Annotated in this window: 11 protein-coding genes; 4 read left to right on the top strand and 7 right to left on the bottom strand. The window is 65.8% G+C overall.

Annotated elements, in window-relative coordinates; all coding sequences use genetic code 11:
- Positions 1–75: 75 nt before the first annotated feature.
- Positions 76–714 (top strand): response regulator transcription factor, encoded by a 639-nt coding sequence (locus ACCQ00_RS17035; RefSeq protein ID WP_372353991.1) that lies wholly within the window; start codon positions 76–78, stop codon positions 712–714.
- Positions 715–842: 128 nt separating this feature from the next.
- On the opposite strand, the gene ACCQ00_RS17030 is transcribed toward ACCQ00_RS17035, so the two are convergent.
- The 3 genes from ACCQ00_RS17030 to ACCQ00_RS17020 are packed head-to-tail and all read right to left on the bottom strand — an operon-like array spanning position 843 to position 2855.
- Positions 843–1211 carry an Atu4866 domain-containing protein gene (locus ACCQ00_RS17030; protein ID WP_039572728.1) on the bottom strand — a complete coding sequence of 123 codons (369 nt, stop codon included), beginning with the start codon at positions 1209–1211 and terminating at the stop codon, positions 843–845.
- Between the two features lie 11 nt (positions 1212–1222).
- The gene (locus tag ACCQ00_RS17025) at positions 1223–1768 is read right to left on the bottom strand and encodes a nuclear transport factor 2 family protein (RefSeq protein ID WP_372353990.1); all 546 of its coding nucleotides are present in this window, start codon (positions 1766–1768) and stop codon (positions 1223–1225) included.
- 16 nt (positions 1769–1784) lie between these two features.
- Positions 1785–2855 carry an aldo/keto reductase gene (locus ACCQ00_RS17020; RefSeq protein WP_039572605.1) on the bottom strand — a complete coding sequence of 357 codons (1071 nt, stop codon included), beginning with the start codon at positions 2853–2855 and terminating at the stop codon, positions 1785–1787.
- 305 nt (positions 2856–3160) lie between these two features.
- Here ACCQ00_RS17020 and ACCQ00_RS17015 point away from each other — a divergent pair, with 305 nt between their 5' ends.
- Positions 3161–4063: a LysR family transcriptional regulator gene (locus ACCQ00_RS17015; protein ID WP_039572607.1), complete on the top strand. Its 903-nt coding sequence runs from the start codon at positions 3161–3163 to the stop codon at positions 4061–4063.
- Here the strand turns inward: ACCQ00_RS17015 and ACCQ00_RS17010 are convergent.
- From ACCQ00_RS17010 to ACCQ00_RS16995, 4 genes are all read right to left on the bottom strand, one after another.
- Positions 4055–4822 (bottom strand): substrate-binding domain-containing protein, encoded by a 768-nt coding sequence (locus tag ACCQ00_RS17010; RefSeq protein ID WP_039572609.1) that lies wholly within the window; start codon positions 4820–4822, stop codon positions 4055–4057. The two genes, ACCQ00_RS17015 and ACCQ00_RS17010, sit on opposite strands and share 9 nt — an antisense overlap.
- An 8-nt stretch (positions 4823–4830) precedes the next feature.
- The gene (locus tag ACCQ00_RS17005) at positions 4831–6177 is read right to left on the bottom strand and encodes an MFS transporter (protein WP_039572611.1); all 1347 of its coding nucleotides are present in this window, start codon (positions 6175–6177) and stop codon (positions 4831–4833) included.
- A 296-nt stretch (positions 6178–6473) separates the two neighbouring features.
- Positions 6474–9116, bottom strand: a complete 2643-nt coding sequence (locus tag ACCQ00_RS17000; RefSeq protein WP_039572615.1) for a hybrid sensor histidine kinase/response regulator — start codon at positions 9114–9116, stop codon at positions 6474–6476.
- Between the two features lie 361 nt (positions 9117–9477).
- Positions 9478–10650: an OprO/OprP family phosphate-selective porin gene (locus ACCQ00_RS16995; RefSeq protein ID WP_017157486.1), complete on the bottom strand. Its 1173-nt coding sequence runs from the start codon at positions 10648–10650 to the stop codon at positions 9478–9480.
- A 283-nt stretch (positions 10651–10933) separates the two neighbouring features.
- Between ACCQ00_RS16995 and ACCQ00_RS16990 the strand changes: the two genes are divergently transcribed.
- Together ACCQ00_RS16990 and ACCQ00_RS16985 are read left to right on the top strand one after the other, a co-directional pair.
- Entirely contained in the window at positions 10934–12307 is a 1374-nt protein-coding gene (locus tag ACCQ00_RS16990; protein ID WP_003483384.1) for a dicarboxylate/amino acid:cation symporter, read from the top strand.
- A gap of 196 nt (positions 12308–12503) precedes the next feature.
- On the top strand, positions 12504–14813 hold the full coding sequence (locus ACCQ00_RS16985; protein ID WP_039572618.1) for an NADP-dependent malic enzyme: 2310 nt from the start codon (positions 12504–12506) through the stop codon (positions 14811–14813).
- Positions 14814–15315 lie beyond the last annotated feature (502 nt).

Below are 15315 nucleotides of genomic sequence, written 5' to 3'. Positions count from 1 at the left end.
GTCGCACTCACCTCAAAGCGCGTGGCACGCTCTTGGGCAGGGTATCGGCGGCGGCACATGTGCCAGACTTGGCGCATGGCCGATCTCACCATTCTCGTCGCCGACGACCACCCGCTGTTCCGCGCCGCCGTCATCCACGTGCTGCAGCAGACCCTGCCGCAGACCAACGTGGTGGAAGCCTCCAGCGCCGCCACCTTGAGCGCGATGCTGCGTTCGCACCCGCAGGCCGAGCTGGTGCTGCTGGATCTGGCCATGCCCGGTGCACGCGGTTTTTCGGCGCTGCTGCATGTGCGTGGCGAGCACCCGGACATTCCGGTGGTGGTGATCTCCTCCAACGATCATCCGCGGGTTATCCGGCGTGCGCAGCAGTTCGGTGCGGCCGGATTCATTCCCAAATCCACGCCGGCCGAATCGATCGGCACCGCGGTGGCCAGCGTGCTGGAAGGCGGCACCTGGTTCCCACCGATGACGGCCGAGCGCTCGGAGGCCGACGCACAACTGGCCTCCAAACTCGCCCAGCTCACCCCGCAACAGTTCCGTGTGCTGCTGAGCCTGGCCGATGGCCTGCTCAACAAGCAGATCGCGCACGAGCTGGGCCTGGCCGAGAACACCGTCAAGGTGCACGTCACCGCCATCCTGAAAAAGCTCGACTGCTACAGCCGCACCCAGGCCGCGGTATTGGTCAAGGCGCTGGAGCCGGAAGGCGAGGGCTGATCCAGCGTGCGGCGTGGATCGCTGCGCATTGCGGTCTGCAGCAGGCGCAACGCGTCGCCCATGCAGCGGGTGCGGCGGTGCGAGGCCCGGCGATCAAGCATGGCAAGCAGCCCGTTTTTTCAATCGCCCTAAGCCGGTGGCTGCCGATAGAACACCATGCCGCCATGATGCAGCTCATCATCGGTGACGAAGCGGCCATCGGCGGTGAAGCCGGTGTCGTCCCAGTATTCGATGTGATTGCCGGTGATTTCGTAGCGCCCCTGGTAGGCGCTTTGGCGTGTGCCGCGGGCTTCGTCGTAGCGGCCGTTCGGCAGGAGTTCCTGCCGGATCCGGCCGTCGCCGGTGACCCACATGCCGAGATAGGGGTGTGCTTGCATCGGATGTCCTGGTTGCCGGGTCGCGATAGTGGTGGGCGCCGTGGGCGGTTGCGTCGCTGCCGCGAACGGGCAGGCGAGCGCCGAGCCGGCGCCCAGCGCCACCGCGATGGCGGCTTTCATCGGTGTGTCGCTCATGGGCTTGCCCTGCGTTGCAGTTGGCGATGGCCGCGCTGCAGCACGGCGTCGTAGGCGGGCAGGTCGAGGAAGGCGTTGACCTCGACCGCCTTGCCATCGGCCATACGCATGATCCATGCGTAACGATTGCGATAGCTGCTGCCATCGCGCAGCGTGGCCACGCCTTCCCACTGCACGATGACGTGCTCGCCATCGGCCCAGAGGCGTTGCTGCACCGGCCGCAGTGGCGAGGCCAGGCGTTCGCTCAGCGGACGCACCGCCGCCTCGACCAACACCTCGCGACCACGCAAGGTGCCGGCACTCGGACCGGAGCCTTCGATGGTCCACACCACCTCGGGCGACAGCAGCGTCTCGAAGATGCCGCTGCCCCCGTTTTGCCACTGCGCGAAGGCCGCTTCGACGATGCGCTTGTTGCAGATGGGCGCCGGTTGCCCTGCACAGGCGCCTGTGGATGCAACGTCATTGCCTGTGGCGCCGACGTTGCCCGCGAACGCGGCGGCGACAAGCAGCGCTGCCGCCGCGAGGGTTGAGAGTCTGGTCATGGCTGCTCCGTGGTGATCAGGTGCGCAGCTGCACGTGATGGGTGCCGTAGATCAACTGCTGCGCCATCGGCCTGCCGATGAAGCGTTCGGGGAAGATCGGCGGCACTGCGCTGACCGCGTCCAGGCGCGCAACGTGCTCATCGCTGAGCACGATCTCCAGCGCGCCGAAATTGTCTTCGGCCTGCTGCAAGGTGCGTGCGCCCATCACCGGCGACACGACGGCGGGGTTGCGCAGGGTCCAGGCCAGCGCCACCTGCGAGCGCGATGCGCCCAGTTCATCGGCGACCGCACCGACCACATCGGCGATCTCCAGCGAGCGTGCATTGAGATGCCCGGTCGAGGCGATCACGCCCTTGCTGCTGCTCGACACCTCTGCCGCATTGTCGTCGGTCAGATCGGCGCGGCTGTATTTGCCGGTGAGGATGCCGCCGCCCAGCGGCGACCACGGCAACACGCCCAGGCCGAGTTCGCGCGCCATCGGCAGCAGCTCGTGTTCGACGCTGCGTTCGACCAGGCTGTACTCGATCTGCAACGCCACCAACGGCGACCAGCCACGCAGGTCGGCCAGGGTCTGCAATTGCGCCACGCGCCAGGCCGGCGTATTGCAGATACCCAGATAGAGCACCTTGCCCGCTTGCACCAGATGCTCCAGCCCGCGCATCACTTCGTCCGGTGCGGTGGTGAAATCCCAGGCGTGCAGGTAAAGCAGGTCGATCCGGTCGGTGGCAAGTTGGCGCAGGCTGGTTTCCACCGAGCGAATCAGGTTCAGGCGATGATTGCCGCCGGAATTGATGTTGTCCGCATCGCGTGCCATGGTGAATTTGGTGGCCAGCACGAAGCGTTCGCGTCGGTCCTTGACCAACTCACCGAGGATGCGTTCGGAGCCGCCATTGGTGTAGTTCACCGCCGTGTCGATGAAGTTGCCGCCGCGGTCGGCATAGGCGTCGAAGATGCGCCTGGCTTCGCCTGCATCCGCGCCCCAGCCCCAGGCTTCGCCGAAGGTCATGGTGCCCAGCGACAGGGGCGAGACGCGCAGGCCGGAACGGCCGAGCAGGCGGTAGTGGTCCAGTGAGCGTGGCTGATGCATGCGTGATGTCTCCCGGTAGCGACGTGGTGCGTGTTGCCAGCCACTGTGCCGCGGCGCGGGGAGCAAGCGTGAGCCTGGTTATCCGGCATCCTTGCCTGATCGTCCGAATGGCCGATGCAGCGCCAGCGCGCAGGCGGTTTGTTGCGAGACGTGGGAGTTGCGGGGTCACGTTCGAAGTGGGTGGCTGCCCAATGCGAACGCATGCACTGCGCCTGGAATGCAGCGGCTTCGTCGCGTCGGACGCAGCACCGCAGGCAAGCGTCTATGCTATGGCGACCGCCATCGAACACTGAAGCTGCGGCACCGTGACCATCAAATTCGATCTCAACGATCTGCAGGCATTCCGTGCGGTTGCCGAGAACGGCAGCTTTCGCCGCGCTGCCGAACGCATCCGCATCACCCAGCCGGCGCTCAGCCGCAGGATCGACAAGCTCGAGTCGGCGTTGAACGTCAAGCTGTTCGAGCGCACCACGCGCAAGGTCACCCTCACCACCGTCGGCCAGGCGTTCATGCCGCAGGTCGAGCGCATGCTCGATGACCTGGACATGGCGCTGATGAGCATCGGCGATGCAGGTTCCAGCAGGATGGGGACGGTAACCGTGGCCTGCGTGCCATCTGCCGCGTACTACTTCATGCCGCAGGCGATCCACGGGCTGCATCAGTTGTTTCCGAAGATCCGCATCCGGCTGTTCGACGGCAGTGCCAGTCACGTCAGTGCGGCAGTGGCTTCCGGCGAAGCGGATTTCGGGGTCAGCTTCAGCGGCAACCTGGCGCCGGAGGTGGAGTTCGAACCGTTGTTGCAAGAGCGCTATGTGATTGCCTGCCGCCAGGACCATCCGCTGTCCGGGCGCGCACAGGTCAGCTGGCAGGAGGCCTGCGCTTACGACTACATCACGCTGGACAAGACATCGGGCAACCGGCTGGTGCTGGATCGGGCGCTGGCTGCATTCACGCCGGACAAGCCGAGCATCTGCGAGACCCGACATGTCACCACGTTGCTGGGATTGGTAGAGGCCGGCGTCGGTATTGCCGCCGTGCCTTCCATCGCCATGCCGTCCGGCCCGCATCCGGTGCTGGCGGCGGTGCCGCTGGTCGAACCGGAGGTATCGCGCAACGTGGGGCTGCTCAAACGTCGCGGACGCACGCTGACACCCACCGCGCTCGAACTGGCGGAACTGGTGCGACGGATGCCCGCACGTTCAAGGTGACACCGGATCCAGGCCGGTCACGCGCGCAACCGCCTGCACCTCACCCGACTGCAGGTACGCCAGCAGGCGCCTGGCTGCTTCGGGGTGCTGCGCGTTGACCGGCACACCGGCCGCGTAGCGCGTGATCGACTGCAACGGCTCGGGGATCTTGCCGACAAACTCCACGCCTGCCACCGGAAGCAGTTCGGCCACCTGCTGAAAGCCGAGCTGATAGCTGCCATCGGCCACCACCGTGGCCACCGGGATGCGCGGAATCTTCTTGCTCTTGGCCATCATCGGGCCCTGGATCTGCAACTGCTTGAACAGCGTGGTCTCGATGTAGACGCCGCTGGCGCTGTCGGAATAGGCCACCGAATCGGCGTGCAGCAGCGTGTGTTTGAAGTGCTCGACGCTGTCGATCGTGGGCTTGGGTGCACCGCTGCGCACCACCATGCCGATCCTCGAATCGGCCAGCTCCACCCGCGATGCCGCATCGACCACGCCGGCATCGATGAGCTTCTGCAACGCGCTCCCCACCATGATCACCACATCGGCAGGCTCGCCGCGTGCGAGCCGGTTGGGAATGGCTTGTGGCGTTTGGCCCATGGAAGGGCCAAGCAGGGTGGTGATCTTCACCCCGCTCTGCGTGGTGTATTGCGGCGCCAGGCGTTCGAAGGCGGCGGTGAAACCGCCGGAGGTCATCACGGTCAACTCCTGCGCGCCTGCCGTTGTCGCCAGCAGGACCGTTGCAACGATCGCACCCAGCCACTTCTTCCACATGGCGTGCCTCATTTGGTGGCCCCTGCCGCAGCATGGCCGCTCGCCGGCGCTGGATTGGCTTGGCGGCGATACAGAAACAGCGTGGCTCCCAGTGCGCACACCGCTGCGAAGACCAACCAGTAGCCAGGCGCGGCCTTGTCGCCGGTGACGTGGATCAGCCAGGTGGACATCACCGGCGTAAAACCGCCAAACACCGCGGTCGCCAGGCTGTAGGCAAGCGAAAATCCCGCCACCCGCACATGCGCCGGCATCCGTTCGGTGAGCGCCGGGATCATGGCGCCGTTGTAGATGCCGTAGATGAAGGACAGCCACAGCAGCGCCTGCAACATATGCGCAAAGCTCGGTGCGGCCGCAAGCAACGCAAGTACCGGATAGGCGGTCACGCTGCACACCACCGCCATGGTCACCAGCAGCGGCTTGCGGCCGAAGCGGTCGCTGAGTGCGCCCCCGATCGGCAGCCAGATGAAATTGGAGACGCCCACCAACAGCGTGACGATCAACGCATCGCCGGTACTGAGTTTGAGCACGCTCTTGCCGAAGGTGGGGGCGTAGACGGTGATCAGATAGAACGCGGTCGTCGTCAGCGCGACCATCAAGCCGCCGGCAATCACGATGCCTGCATTGTCCGCCAGCCCGCGCATCACCTGCTTCATCGTGACCGGCTGCCGGCGCTGGGCAAATTCCGCCGTCTCTTCCAGGCTTCGCCGCAGCAAGAAGATGAAAGGGATGATGACGCAACCGATGCCGAACGGAATCCGCCAGCCCCACTGCGCCAGATCCTGCGGCGCCATCAGCTGGTTGAGCGCAAACCCGATCGCGGCCGCAGCGACGATGGCGAGCTGCTGGCTGGCCGATTGCCAACTGGCGTAGAAGCCGCGCCGGCCCGGTGTGGCCATCTCGGCCAGATACACCGACACGCCGCCCATTTCGGCGCCGGCCGAAAAGCCCTGCAGCAAGCGCCCAAGCAGCACCAGGGCCGGGGCCCACAAGCCGATGCTGGCGTAGCCTGGCACCAGCACGATCAGCACGGTACCGCTGGCCATGATGGCCAAGGTGACGATCAGGCCTTTGCGGCGCCCGACATCGTCGATATAGGCACCCAGGATCACCGCACCCAGCGGCCGCATCAAAAAGCCTGCGCCGAACACGGCGAAGGTCATCATCAGGGACGCGAATTCGTTGTTCGCCGGGAAGAACGCCGCGGCGATCTGGGTGGCGTAAAAACCGAACAGGAAGAAGTCGAACTGTTCGAGGAAGTTGCCCGAGGTCACCCTCAGCACCATCCCGAGTTTCGACTGTTGCGTTGCCTCGCTGCGGGAACTGCGCATAAATCGCCCTCCACGATAGATATGCATGGACGTATGACATCCGAGGCACTCGATTCTGGTCGAGATGGTGGATGTTGATAATTGCTGCTTTCTCATCGATTGATGCGCGTACAACATCGGCCTGCGCGGCTGCAATGCCACACGTGCAGTGACCTCGCCACGACGCGCACGCCGCATCCGCCAACGGCCGCTGGCGTTGCCGCGTGAAGTCAAGCTCGATCCGCCTATGCCGTCGCCGCAGGTGCTCTGGTGGCCTGCCACTGCGCCGATCGGGTCGGTGGGTGCGCTGCCGGTCCTGGGCGCAGGAGAGGAAGCAGGCAGCGCTACCCGCGCCGCATCAACATCTGCGTCACCAACGCACGCAGGGCCGGTGGGCGGACCGGTTTGGACAAAAATCCCCAGCCCAGATCCAGCGCATGCTCGCGCAGGACAGGGTCGGGTTCTGCGGTGACCAGGATCACGCGTGGCTCGCGTTGCCAGCGTTCCACCAACTGCGACAGCAGCATGGGGCCGTGGTGTGCGCCCATGCGCACATCCAGCAGCAGTTCCGGCACCTCCTCGGCATTGGCAGCGCTCAATGCCTCATCCGGGCCGCCGGCAAAATCCACACGGCATTCCCAGCGTTCCAGCAGCGTGCGCGTGGCCTCGCACACCAAGGGCTCATCATCCACGCACCACACCCGGCAGCCATGCAGGATGGGGTCGTTGCCGTGTTCGGCAGTGCCGACAGGCGCCGGCAGTTGCCGTGCGATGGCGGTGCGATCGCCTATCGGGACCGTCACCGAAAACACGCTGCCGGCGCCCAGGGTGGAACGCAGCCCGATGCGATGGCCGAGCAGGCGGCCGATGCGCTCGACGATGGCCAGGCCCAGGCCTGCGCCGCGATCGTTGGCCACGCCGTCGTCCAGGCGGCGGAATTCCTCGAAGATTTCGTGTTGCAAGGCTTCGGGAATGCCGGGCCCCTGGTCGTGCACTTCGATGCGCAGCCAGCCGCCGCGGCGGCGGCAGCCGATCAGCACGCGTCCGCGCGGCGTGTAGCGGATGGCGTTGGAGAGAAAGTTCTGCAGGATGCGGCGCAGCAGGTTTTCATCGCTCAACACCACCGCCGAGGTCGGCACCGATTCCAGCACCAGCCCGCGGTCTTCGGCCAGGATGCCGAAATCGCGCGCCAGGGTGTCCAGCAAGGGCGCAAGCGCAAAGTCGCGCACCTGGGTCTTCAGGCTGCCCGCTTCCAGGCGCGAGATGTCGAGCAGGCTGTTGAGGATGGCGTCCTGCGCCGCCAGCGCACCGTCGATGTTGTCGACCACGCGCGCGCTGCCAGCCTCGCGCACTTGCCCACGCAACACCGAGACGAACATGCGCGCGGCGTTGAGCGGCTGCAGCAGGTCGTGCACCGCCGAGGCGACGAAGCGGGTCTTGTAGCGGTTGGCGCTTTCGGCTTCGCGCTTGGCCGCCGCCAGGTCGCGGGTGCGCTCGGCCACGCGGTGTTCCAGCGCGTCGGCCAACGAACGCAGTTCGCGTGCGGCGTTCTTGTAGCTGGTGATGTCGGCGTAACTGGTGACAAAGCCGCCATCGGGCAGCGGATTGCCGCGGATTTCCAGCACCGTGCCATCTTCTTTTTCGCTCTCGCGCATATGCGGTTTTCCGCCGCGCAAGTGATTCAGGCGCCGCTCGATCGCCGCTTCGATCGGTCCCGGCCCCAGCAGGCCACGGCGTGCATTGAAGCGGAACAGGTCTTCGATCGGGCGGCCGATCTTGAGCAGTTCCGGCGGAAACCGGAACAGCTCCACATAGCGCGAATTCCACGCCACCAGGTTGAGCGCCTCGTCGATCACCACCACGCCTTGCGGCAGGTGTTCCAGGCTGCGGCTCAGGCCGGCATTGGCCTGCTGCGCGGCGGTGACCACGCCGTCCTGGGCGGTGCGCAGTTCTTCGGCGTGTTGCTGCAGCAAGGTTTCCAGTTCGTGCCGGCTGCGCTGGCGCAACGCCGACAGCCGCCGCCGTTGCTGCACGAACAACCACAGCAGGGCCAGGGCCAGCCACGCGCCGGCGGCGGCAATCGCCGCGGCGCGGCCGGCAGCGGCGCTGGCGCGGGTGTCGTGCAGCAGATGCAGGCGCCAGCCGCTTTCGGGCACTTCCAGGGTCTGCCACAGCACCTGCGCGCCGAGCGGCGGGTCGCGCACGTCGGCCAGCACCCCACCGTACCCGGTTTGCTCGATCAGCCGGCGCCGCAGCGGCAGCAATTGCTGGTCGGCGTACTGGCGGGTGCTCTGCAGTTCGCGGCGATCGCGGTCGCTGAGCGGGGCCAGCACGCGGTAGCGCCATTCCGGCTGGCTGGCCAGAAACACCACATCGTGCGCGTCCGACGCCAGCACGATGTCCGGGGTCTGCAGCCACTCACGCTCCAGTGCAGCCAGGGCGATCTTGATCACCACCACGCCCTGCACCTGGCCGGCGCCGTCGACAATGGCCTGCGACAGGAAATAGCCTGGCTCGCTGGTGGTCATGCCGATGCCGTAGAAGCTGCCGCTGCCGGTGGCCAGCGCCTGCTGGTAATACGGACGGAAGGCGTAGTCCACGCCCACGTTGCTGCGTGGCGCCCGCCAGTTGCTGGCGGCCAGCGCCACGCCGTCATGGTTGATCAAGGTCAGCGTGGACGACTGCGTGACATTGTTGGCGCGTTCGAGCTTGCGGTTGAGCGCATCCACCTGTGCCGGCGACAGCGGGCCGGACACGGCCGCGCGCAACTCCGGGTCCAGCGCCAGAATCTGCGGCAACGTGCGGTAGCGGTCCACGCGCTGCTGCAGCGCCTGCGCGTAGAGCCGCAGCTGGCGGCGCACGGTGGCGCTTTCATCGTGCAGCGCGCTCTGTTCGACGAAGTGCCCGGCCGCGACCATGGCCACAATCATCCCGCCCAGCACGATGGCCAAGGCGAGCAGCAGGCGACGGCGTTGCGATGCGTACATGGCCGTAAGTATGGCGGTCTGCCGGCGGATCGCGCAGCCACCAGCGTGGATGGCCAAGAGCGGTTGCGCTCACCGCAGACAGACGCGGCCGGCGCTCGGTGCCGCATGCGTCACGCGTAGACGACGGTTCCGGGCGTCGGTGCGCCTATGCCCGGCAACCGCTTGCGATATGGGTCAGCCGCTCTCATCGCGCGCTTGGCAAGCGCCGGATACGACAACGGCCGCACCCGTGACGGATGCGGCCGTGTCCAATGCCTGTTGCGGTGCGATGCCAGCCGCGCGCCGGCGAACCGGCGTGCGGCCATCACACGCGGCAGTGCGTCGGCGCGAATCGCCTGCGCGCTGCCTTGCTCAGTGCGGCTTAGAACTGCACCTGCGCACGCAGTTCCATGATGTGCGGGGTTTCATGCACGCCGTTGCGCGAGGAATCCACCCAGCTGTAGTTGGCCTGGAACTTGAAGTGGCTGGTGAGGTACCAGTTGGCGCCGATGGTGGTGTCGTGCTGACGGCCGCCGTGGACGTTGTTGTCTTCCAGGTTCAGGCGGCTGTAGCGGGCGGTCAGCTCGACCGCGCCGTAGTCATGCGACGGCTTGATGTTGCCCGGCACGCCGCCGGCATAGCTGCGCGATTCGCCGGTCAGCGTCCAGGTGCCGTAGACGTACTGGCCCTGGGCGATGAAGTGCGGCTGGTTGGCATTGCGCGCCACTTCGGCACGCAGCGCTTCGCTCTGCAGCGAGAACGGGCCATGGATCCACACCGCTTCCAGGCCGGTGCGGATCACATGGTCCACATCGAGGATGGTGCCGGTGTCGATCAGGCGCACATCGGTCAGGCCGGCTTCCGGGCGCGCACGCAGGCGCACCCGCGGGCTGAACGACACGCCGCGGCCGTCGCTGTAACCGCGCGGGTTTTCGATCGAGCCGGCGATGCCCAGATGCAGCACGTCGCCTTCGGCCTTCATCGGGGTCCATGCCACGTGCACGGCCTGGGTGGTGCCCGGGTTGTCGCCCTGCAGATCCTTGCCGCCGTAAGCGCCGGCCTGCAGCAGGTACTGCTGACGTTCCAGCGTCCATTCCGCGCCGGTCCGGCGACCCTGGAACACCGCCTGGATCGGCAGGCCCAGTTCCATGAAGCTGCCCGCACGCGAGCTCTGCACCGCCTCCAGGCCCACCGGCACCTTCATGTAGCCCAGGCGCACCCGGCCGTAATCCTGGCCGAACAGGGCCTTGGTCTCGAACCGGTAGAACACGTCCAGCCACAGCTTGGACTCGAAGTCGTAGTACACCATGGCGTCGTAGACGCCCTTCTTCTTGATGGTGGCGCCGAATTCCTTGCGGCGGAAGTCGTTGCGGTCTTCCAGGCGGTCGTCGCCGGAGAAGTTGTTGTCGTCGTAGGCGTAGTTGCCGGTCAGGCCCAGCTCGGTGCCGTCACCGAAGGTGTACTTGGTCGGCCAGTTTTCGATCGAGGTGGCTGCATTGGCAGCGGCGGGGACGATGGCAGCAGCCAACGCCAGGACAAGCAGATTGAGGCGCATAGGTATGGTCTTCGGCAATGAGAAGGGGCCGGGCGTCCTGCCATGGCGGTCGCAATGAATGTCTTCAGCAAGCGCGCAGGGTCCGGACGACGGCAGCACAGAAACGGTGTCTGCGTTAAACGGAATTAACGGCCGGCGGCGGCGCGGCTGAAGTGTAAGCCCACGTTCAGCCGCTGGACATGGGGTAGTACCAATGGGCTATCGGCCGGGGCTGTGACGTGCGGCCAGAATGCGTGCAACGGGTGCTGGCTCGGCACCTTCTCTCGTCCCTCGGAGTGGTGTCATGCACATCAGCAAGCCTGCCGGCCCCCTGCCGGCGTCCGTCCCCTTCTATCGCCAACTGTATTTTCAGGTGGTGGTGGCGATCGTCCTCGGCGCCCTGCTGGGCCATTTCGAGCCCGCCTTCGCCGAAAGCCTCAAGCCGCTGGGCGACGCCTTCATCAAGCTGGTGAAGATGATCATCGCCCCGGTGATCTTCCTGACCATCGTCACCGGCATCGCCGGCATGACCCATCTCAAGACGGTGGGCCGGGTGTTCGGCAAGGCGATGGCCTACTTCCTGTTCTTTTCCACCTTGGCGCTGGTGGTCGGTCTGGTCGTTGCCCATGTGGTGCAGCCCGGCGCCGGCATGAACATCAATCCGGCCGATCTGGACCAGAGTGCGGTCAAGAGCTACGTCGAGAAGTCGCATGACCTGACCCTGGTCGGCTTCCTGATGGACATCATCCCCAACTCGCTGATCGGCGCCTTCACCGGCGATCAGGTCGTCAACGGCAAGCTGACCGGGCCGAACATCCTGCAGGTGCTGTTCGTGGCGGTGCTGTTCGGCGTGTCGCTGGCGCTGGTGGGAGAGCGCGGCAAGCCGGTGCTGAACCTGCTGGAAGCGCTGATCGCCCCGGTGTTCAAGCTGGTGCATATCCTGATGCGTGCCGCCCCGATCGGTGCCTTCGGCGCCATCGCCTTCACCATCGGCAAGTACGGCGTGGAGTCGCTGGTCAATTTGGCCTGGCTGGTGGGCTCGTTTTATCTGACATCCTTGTTGTTCGTGCTGGTGATCCTGGGTCTGGTGAGCCGGCTGTGCGGGTTTTCGGTGCTCAAACTGATCCGTTACCTGAAAGCCGAGCTGCTGCTGGTGCTGGGCACCTCTTCGTCCGAGTCGGCGTTGCCGTCGCTGATGGAGAAGATGGAAAAGGCCGGTTGCGAGAAGTCGGTGGTGGGCCTGGTAGTGCCGACCGGCTACTCGTTCAATCTGGACGGCACCAATATCTACATGACGCTGGCGGCGCTGTTCATCGCCCAGGCCACCAATACCGAACTGACCCTGGGCCACCAGATCGCCCTGCTGGCCGTGGCGATGCTCAGCTCCAAGGGCGCGGCCGGCGTCACCGGTGCCGGCTTCATCACCCTGGCTGCCACGCTGGCGGTGGTACCGGAAGTGCCGGTGGCCGGCATGGCGCTGATTCTGGGCGTGGACCGTTTCATGAGCGAATGCCGCTCGCTGACCAACTTCATCGGCAACGCGGTGGCCACCGTGGTGGTCTCGCGCTGGGAAAACGCCCTGGACCGCGACCGGCTCAAGCTGGTGCTGGACGGCGGCGAACCACCGCTGCTGGCCCCGGTCGGCCAACCCGGCGTGGCACCTGCCAGCCTGCGTTGATGCTTCCTACGGCCCTGTCTTCCGTCGGTATCAACGACGGGATGCAGGGCCGTTCTTGTTTGGCCTCCACGCCGGCTGCGTCGCCCGCCACGCCGCGGCCGTGATCTCCCTGCCGCGCTGACAGCTGCGCGACAGGCCCTTGTTCAGGCAGGAGGGTAGAATTCAGCCTCCTGCGCCTTTGAGACCCACACCACCGATGTCCACCGACGACTTCAAACAGGCCGCCCTCGACTATCACCGCCAGCAGCCGGCCGGCAAGATCAAGGTCACCGCGACCAAGCCGATGCTGACCCAGCGCGATCTGTCGCTGGCGTATTCGCCGGGCGTGGCGTTCGCCTGCGAGGCCATCGTCGAAGATGCCACCCAGGCCAGCGAGCTCACCGCGCGCGGCAATCTGGTGGCGGTCATCACCAACGGCACGGCGGTGCTGGGCCTGGGCAACATCGGCCCGCTGGCCTCCAAGCCGGTGATGGAAGGCAAGGGCGTGCTGTTCCAGAAGTTCGCCGGCATCGATGTGTTCGATATCGAAATCAACGAGAACGACCCGGACAAGCTGGTGGACATCATCGCCAGCCTGGAGCCGACCTTCGGCGGCATCAACCTGGAAGACATCAAGGCGCCGGAATGCTTCATCGTCGAGCGCAAGCTGCGCGAGCGGATGAACATCCCGGTGTTCCATGACGACCAGCACGGCACCGCGATCATCGTCGGCGCGGCGGTGCTCAACGCGCTGGTGGTCACCGGCAAGAAGATCGAAGAGGTCAAGCTGGCCACCACCGGCATGGGCGCGGCGGGCATTTCCTGCGTCAACATGTTGGTCTCGCTGGGCCTGAAGCCGGAGAACATCCTGGCGCTGGACCGCGATGGCGTGATCCATACCGGTCGCACCGACCTGGACCCGGACAAGCAGCGCTACGCGCGCGACACCGACAAGCGCACCCTGGCCGAAATCGTCGAAGGCGCCGATATCTTCCTGGGCCTGTCGGCCGCCGGCATCCTCAAGCCGGAGATGGTTGCCAGCATGGCGCGCCAGCCGGTGATCTTCGCGCTGGCCAATCCCAACCCGGAAATCACCCCGGAAGTGGCCAAGGCGGTGCGCCCGGATTGCATCATCGGCACCGGTCGGTCGGACTATCCGAACCAGATCAACAACGTGCTGTGCTTCCCCTATCTGTTCCGTGGTGCGCTGGACGTGGGCGCCACCGGCATCAACGAGGAAATGAAGATCGCCTGCGTCAAGGCGATCGCGGCGATGGCGCGGCGCGAGGCCTCCGACCTGGGCGCGGCCTATGGCGGCGAAACCCCGAGCTTTGGCCCCGATTACCTGATTCCGCGTCCGCTGGACCCGCGCCTGCTGGTCGAGCTGTCTTCGGCCGTGGCGCAGGCGGCGATGGATTCGGGCGTGGCCACGCGCCCGATTACCGACATGGAGGCCTACCGCGACAAGCTCGGCCAGTTCGTCTACCGCACCAGCCTGATGATGAAGCCGGTCTACGACCGCGCGCGCGCCGACAAGCAGCGCGTGGTGTATGCCGAAGGCGAAGAAGAAGTGGTGCTGCGCGCAGTGCAGAACGTGGTCGACGAAGGCCTGGCCTTCCCGATCCTGATCGGCCGCCCGGACGTGATCGAAGCACGCATCGAACGCATGGGTCTGCGCCTGACCGCTGGCGTGGACTTCGAGATCACCAATATCCTCGACGATCCCCGCTTCAACGATTACTGGCAGTACTACCACGCGCTCACCGAGCGTCGTGGCGTGACCGTCACCGCGGCCAAGGAGCTGATGCGCTCGCGCCCGACCCTGATCGCCGCCGTCATGGTGGCGCGCGGCGAAGCCGATGCGATGCTGTCCGGCGTGGTCGGTCGCTTCCACAAGAAGCTCGGTTATGCACGCAGCGTGATCCCGCTGGAGCCGCGGGTGAGCTCCACCTCGGCGATGACTGGCGTCATCAACCAGCTCGGCGTGTTCTTCTTCCTCGATACGCATGTGCAGGAAGACCCCACCGTCGAGCAGGTGGTGGAAGCGACGCTGCAGGCCGCCTATCGCCTCAAGCTGTTCGGCATCGAGCCCAATATCGCCTTGCTGTCGCATTCCAACTTCGGCAGCCACGACTCGCGCGATGCGCTGAAGATGCGCCAGGTGCGCGAGGCGCTGCTCAAGCGCAAGCCCGAGCTCAACATCGACGGCGAGATGCAGGGCGACACTGCCTGGGACGAGGCGCTGCGCAAGCAGATCATGCCCAACAGCACCTTGAAGGGCCGCGCCAACCTGTTCGTGTTGCCGAACCTGGAAGCGGCCAACATCGCCTACAACCTGGTGCGCGTGTTCACCGACGGCGTGGCGATCGGCCCGATCCTGATGGGCATCTCCAAGCCGGTGCATATCCTCACCACCAGCGCCACCTCGCGCCGGGTGATGAACATGACCGCCATCGCAGCGGTGGATGCGCAGATCCGCAGGCAACGCGATGCGGAAAAAGCGGCGGCCGACAAGGGCAACGACTGAGTCGAGATACTCACGACTTGCCAGGTGTCCAAGACTTGGCCGAGTGCTGCTTGATTTGAAGCAGCACGTGCTCGGCCGGCAGGACAACGGCCGAGAAGTGTCTTTCTCGATAGGGTGTTGCAAGGCGCCCGGGCACTCCGTAGCCATTCCGCAGCAACAACCCAAAAGCCCCTCTCCCGTGGGAGAGGGGTTGGGGTGAGGGTACGGGCCAGCCTTGGCATCGCAGCGGTCGAGAAGTTGTCACTGCAAGGCGCCCAGCAACTCAGCACCCAGCCAACAGCAACGACCCAAAAGCCCCTCTCCCCGCGGAAGAGGGGGTTGGGGTGAGGTACGGGCGACCCTTGGCATCGCAGCGTCCGCGAAGTTGTCACTGCAGGGCGCCCAACAACTCAGCACCCAGCCAGCAGCAACGACCCAAAAGCCCCTCTCCCCGCGGGAGAGGGGTTGGGGTGAGGGTACGGCCTACCCTTGCCATCGCAGCGTCCGCGAAGTTGTCACTGCA

The organism is Xanthomonas sp. NCPPB 3761, from assembly GCF_041475705.2.
Taxonomy (GTDB): domain Bacteria; phylum Pseudomonadota; class Gammaproteobacteria; order Xanthomonadales; family Xanthomonadaceae; genus Xanthomonas; species Xanthomonas phaseoli.
This window is presented reverse-complemented; position numbering and strand designations above follow the sequence as displayed.

Coding starts and splice junctions, on each gene's coding strand:
- ACCQ00_RS17025 (WP_372353990.1), bottom strand. CDS start 1,768: ATGACCAGACTCTCAACCCTCGCGGCGGCAGCGCTGCTTGTCGCCGCC.
- ACCQ00_RS17030 (WP_039572728.1), bottom strand. CDS start 1,211: ATGAAAGCCGCCATCGCGGTGGCGCTGGGCGCCGGCTCGGCGCTCGCC.
- ACCQ00_RS17005 (WP_039572611.1), bottom strand. CDS start 6,177: ATGCATATCTATCGTGGAGGGCGATTTATGCGCAGTTCCCGCAGCGAG.
- ACCQ00_RS17035 (WP_372353991.1), top strand. CDS start 76: ATGGCCGATCTCACCATTCTCGTCGCCGACGACCACCCGCTGTTCCGC.
- ACCQ00_RS16990 (WP_003483384.1), top strand. CDS start 10,934: ATGCACATCAGCAAGCCTGCCGGCCCCCTGCCGGCGTCCGTCCCCTTC.
- ACCQ00_RS16985 (WP_039572618.1), top strand. CDS start 12,504: ATGTCCACCGACGACTTCAAACAGGCCGCCCTCGACTATCACCGCCAG.
- ACCQ00_RS16995 (WP_017157486.1), bottom strand. CDS start 10,650: ATGCGCCTCAATCTGCTTGTCCTGGCGTTGGCTGCTGCCATCGTCCCC.
- ACCQ00_RS17000 (WP_039572615.1), bottom strand. CDS start 9,116: ATGTACGCATCGCAACGCCGTCGCCTGCTGCTCGCCTTGGCCATCGTG.
- ACCQ00_RS17010 (WP_039572609.1), bottom strand. CDS start 4,822: ATGTGGAAGAAGTGGCTGGGTGCGATCGTTGCAACGGTCCTGCTGGCG.
- ACCQ00_RS17020 (WP_039572605.1), bottom strand. CDS start 2,855: ATGCATCAGCCACGCTCACTGGACCACTACCGCCTGCTCGGCCGTTCC.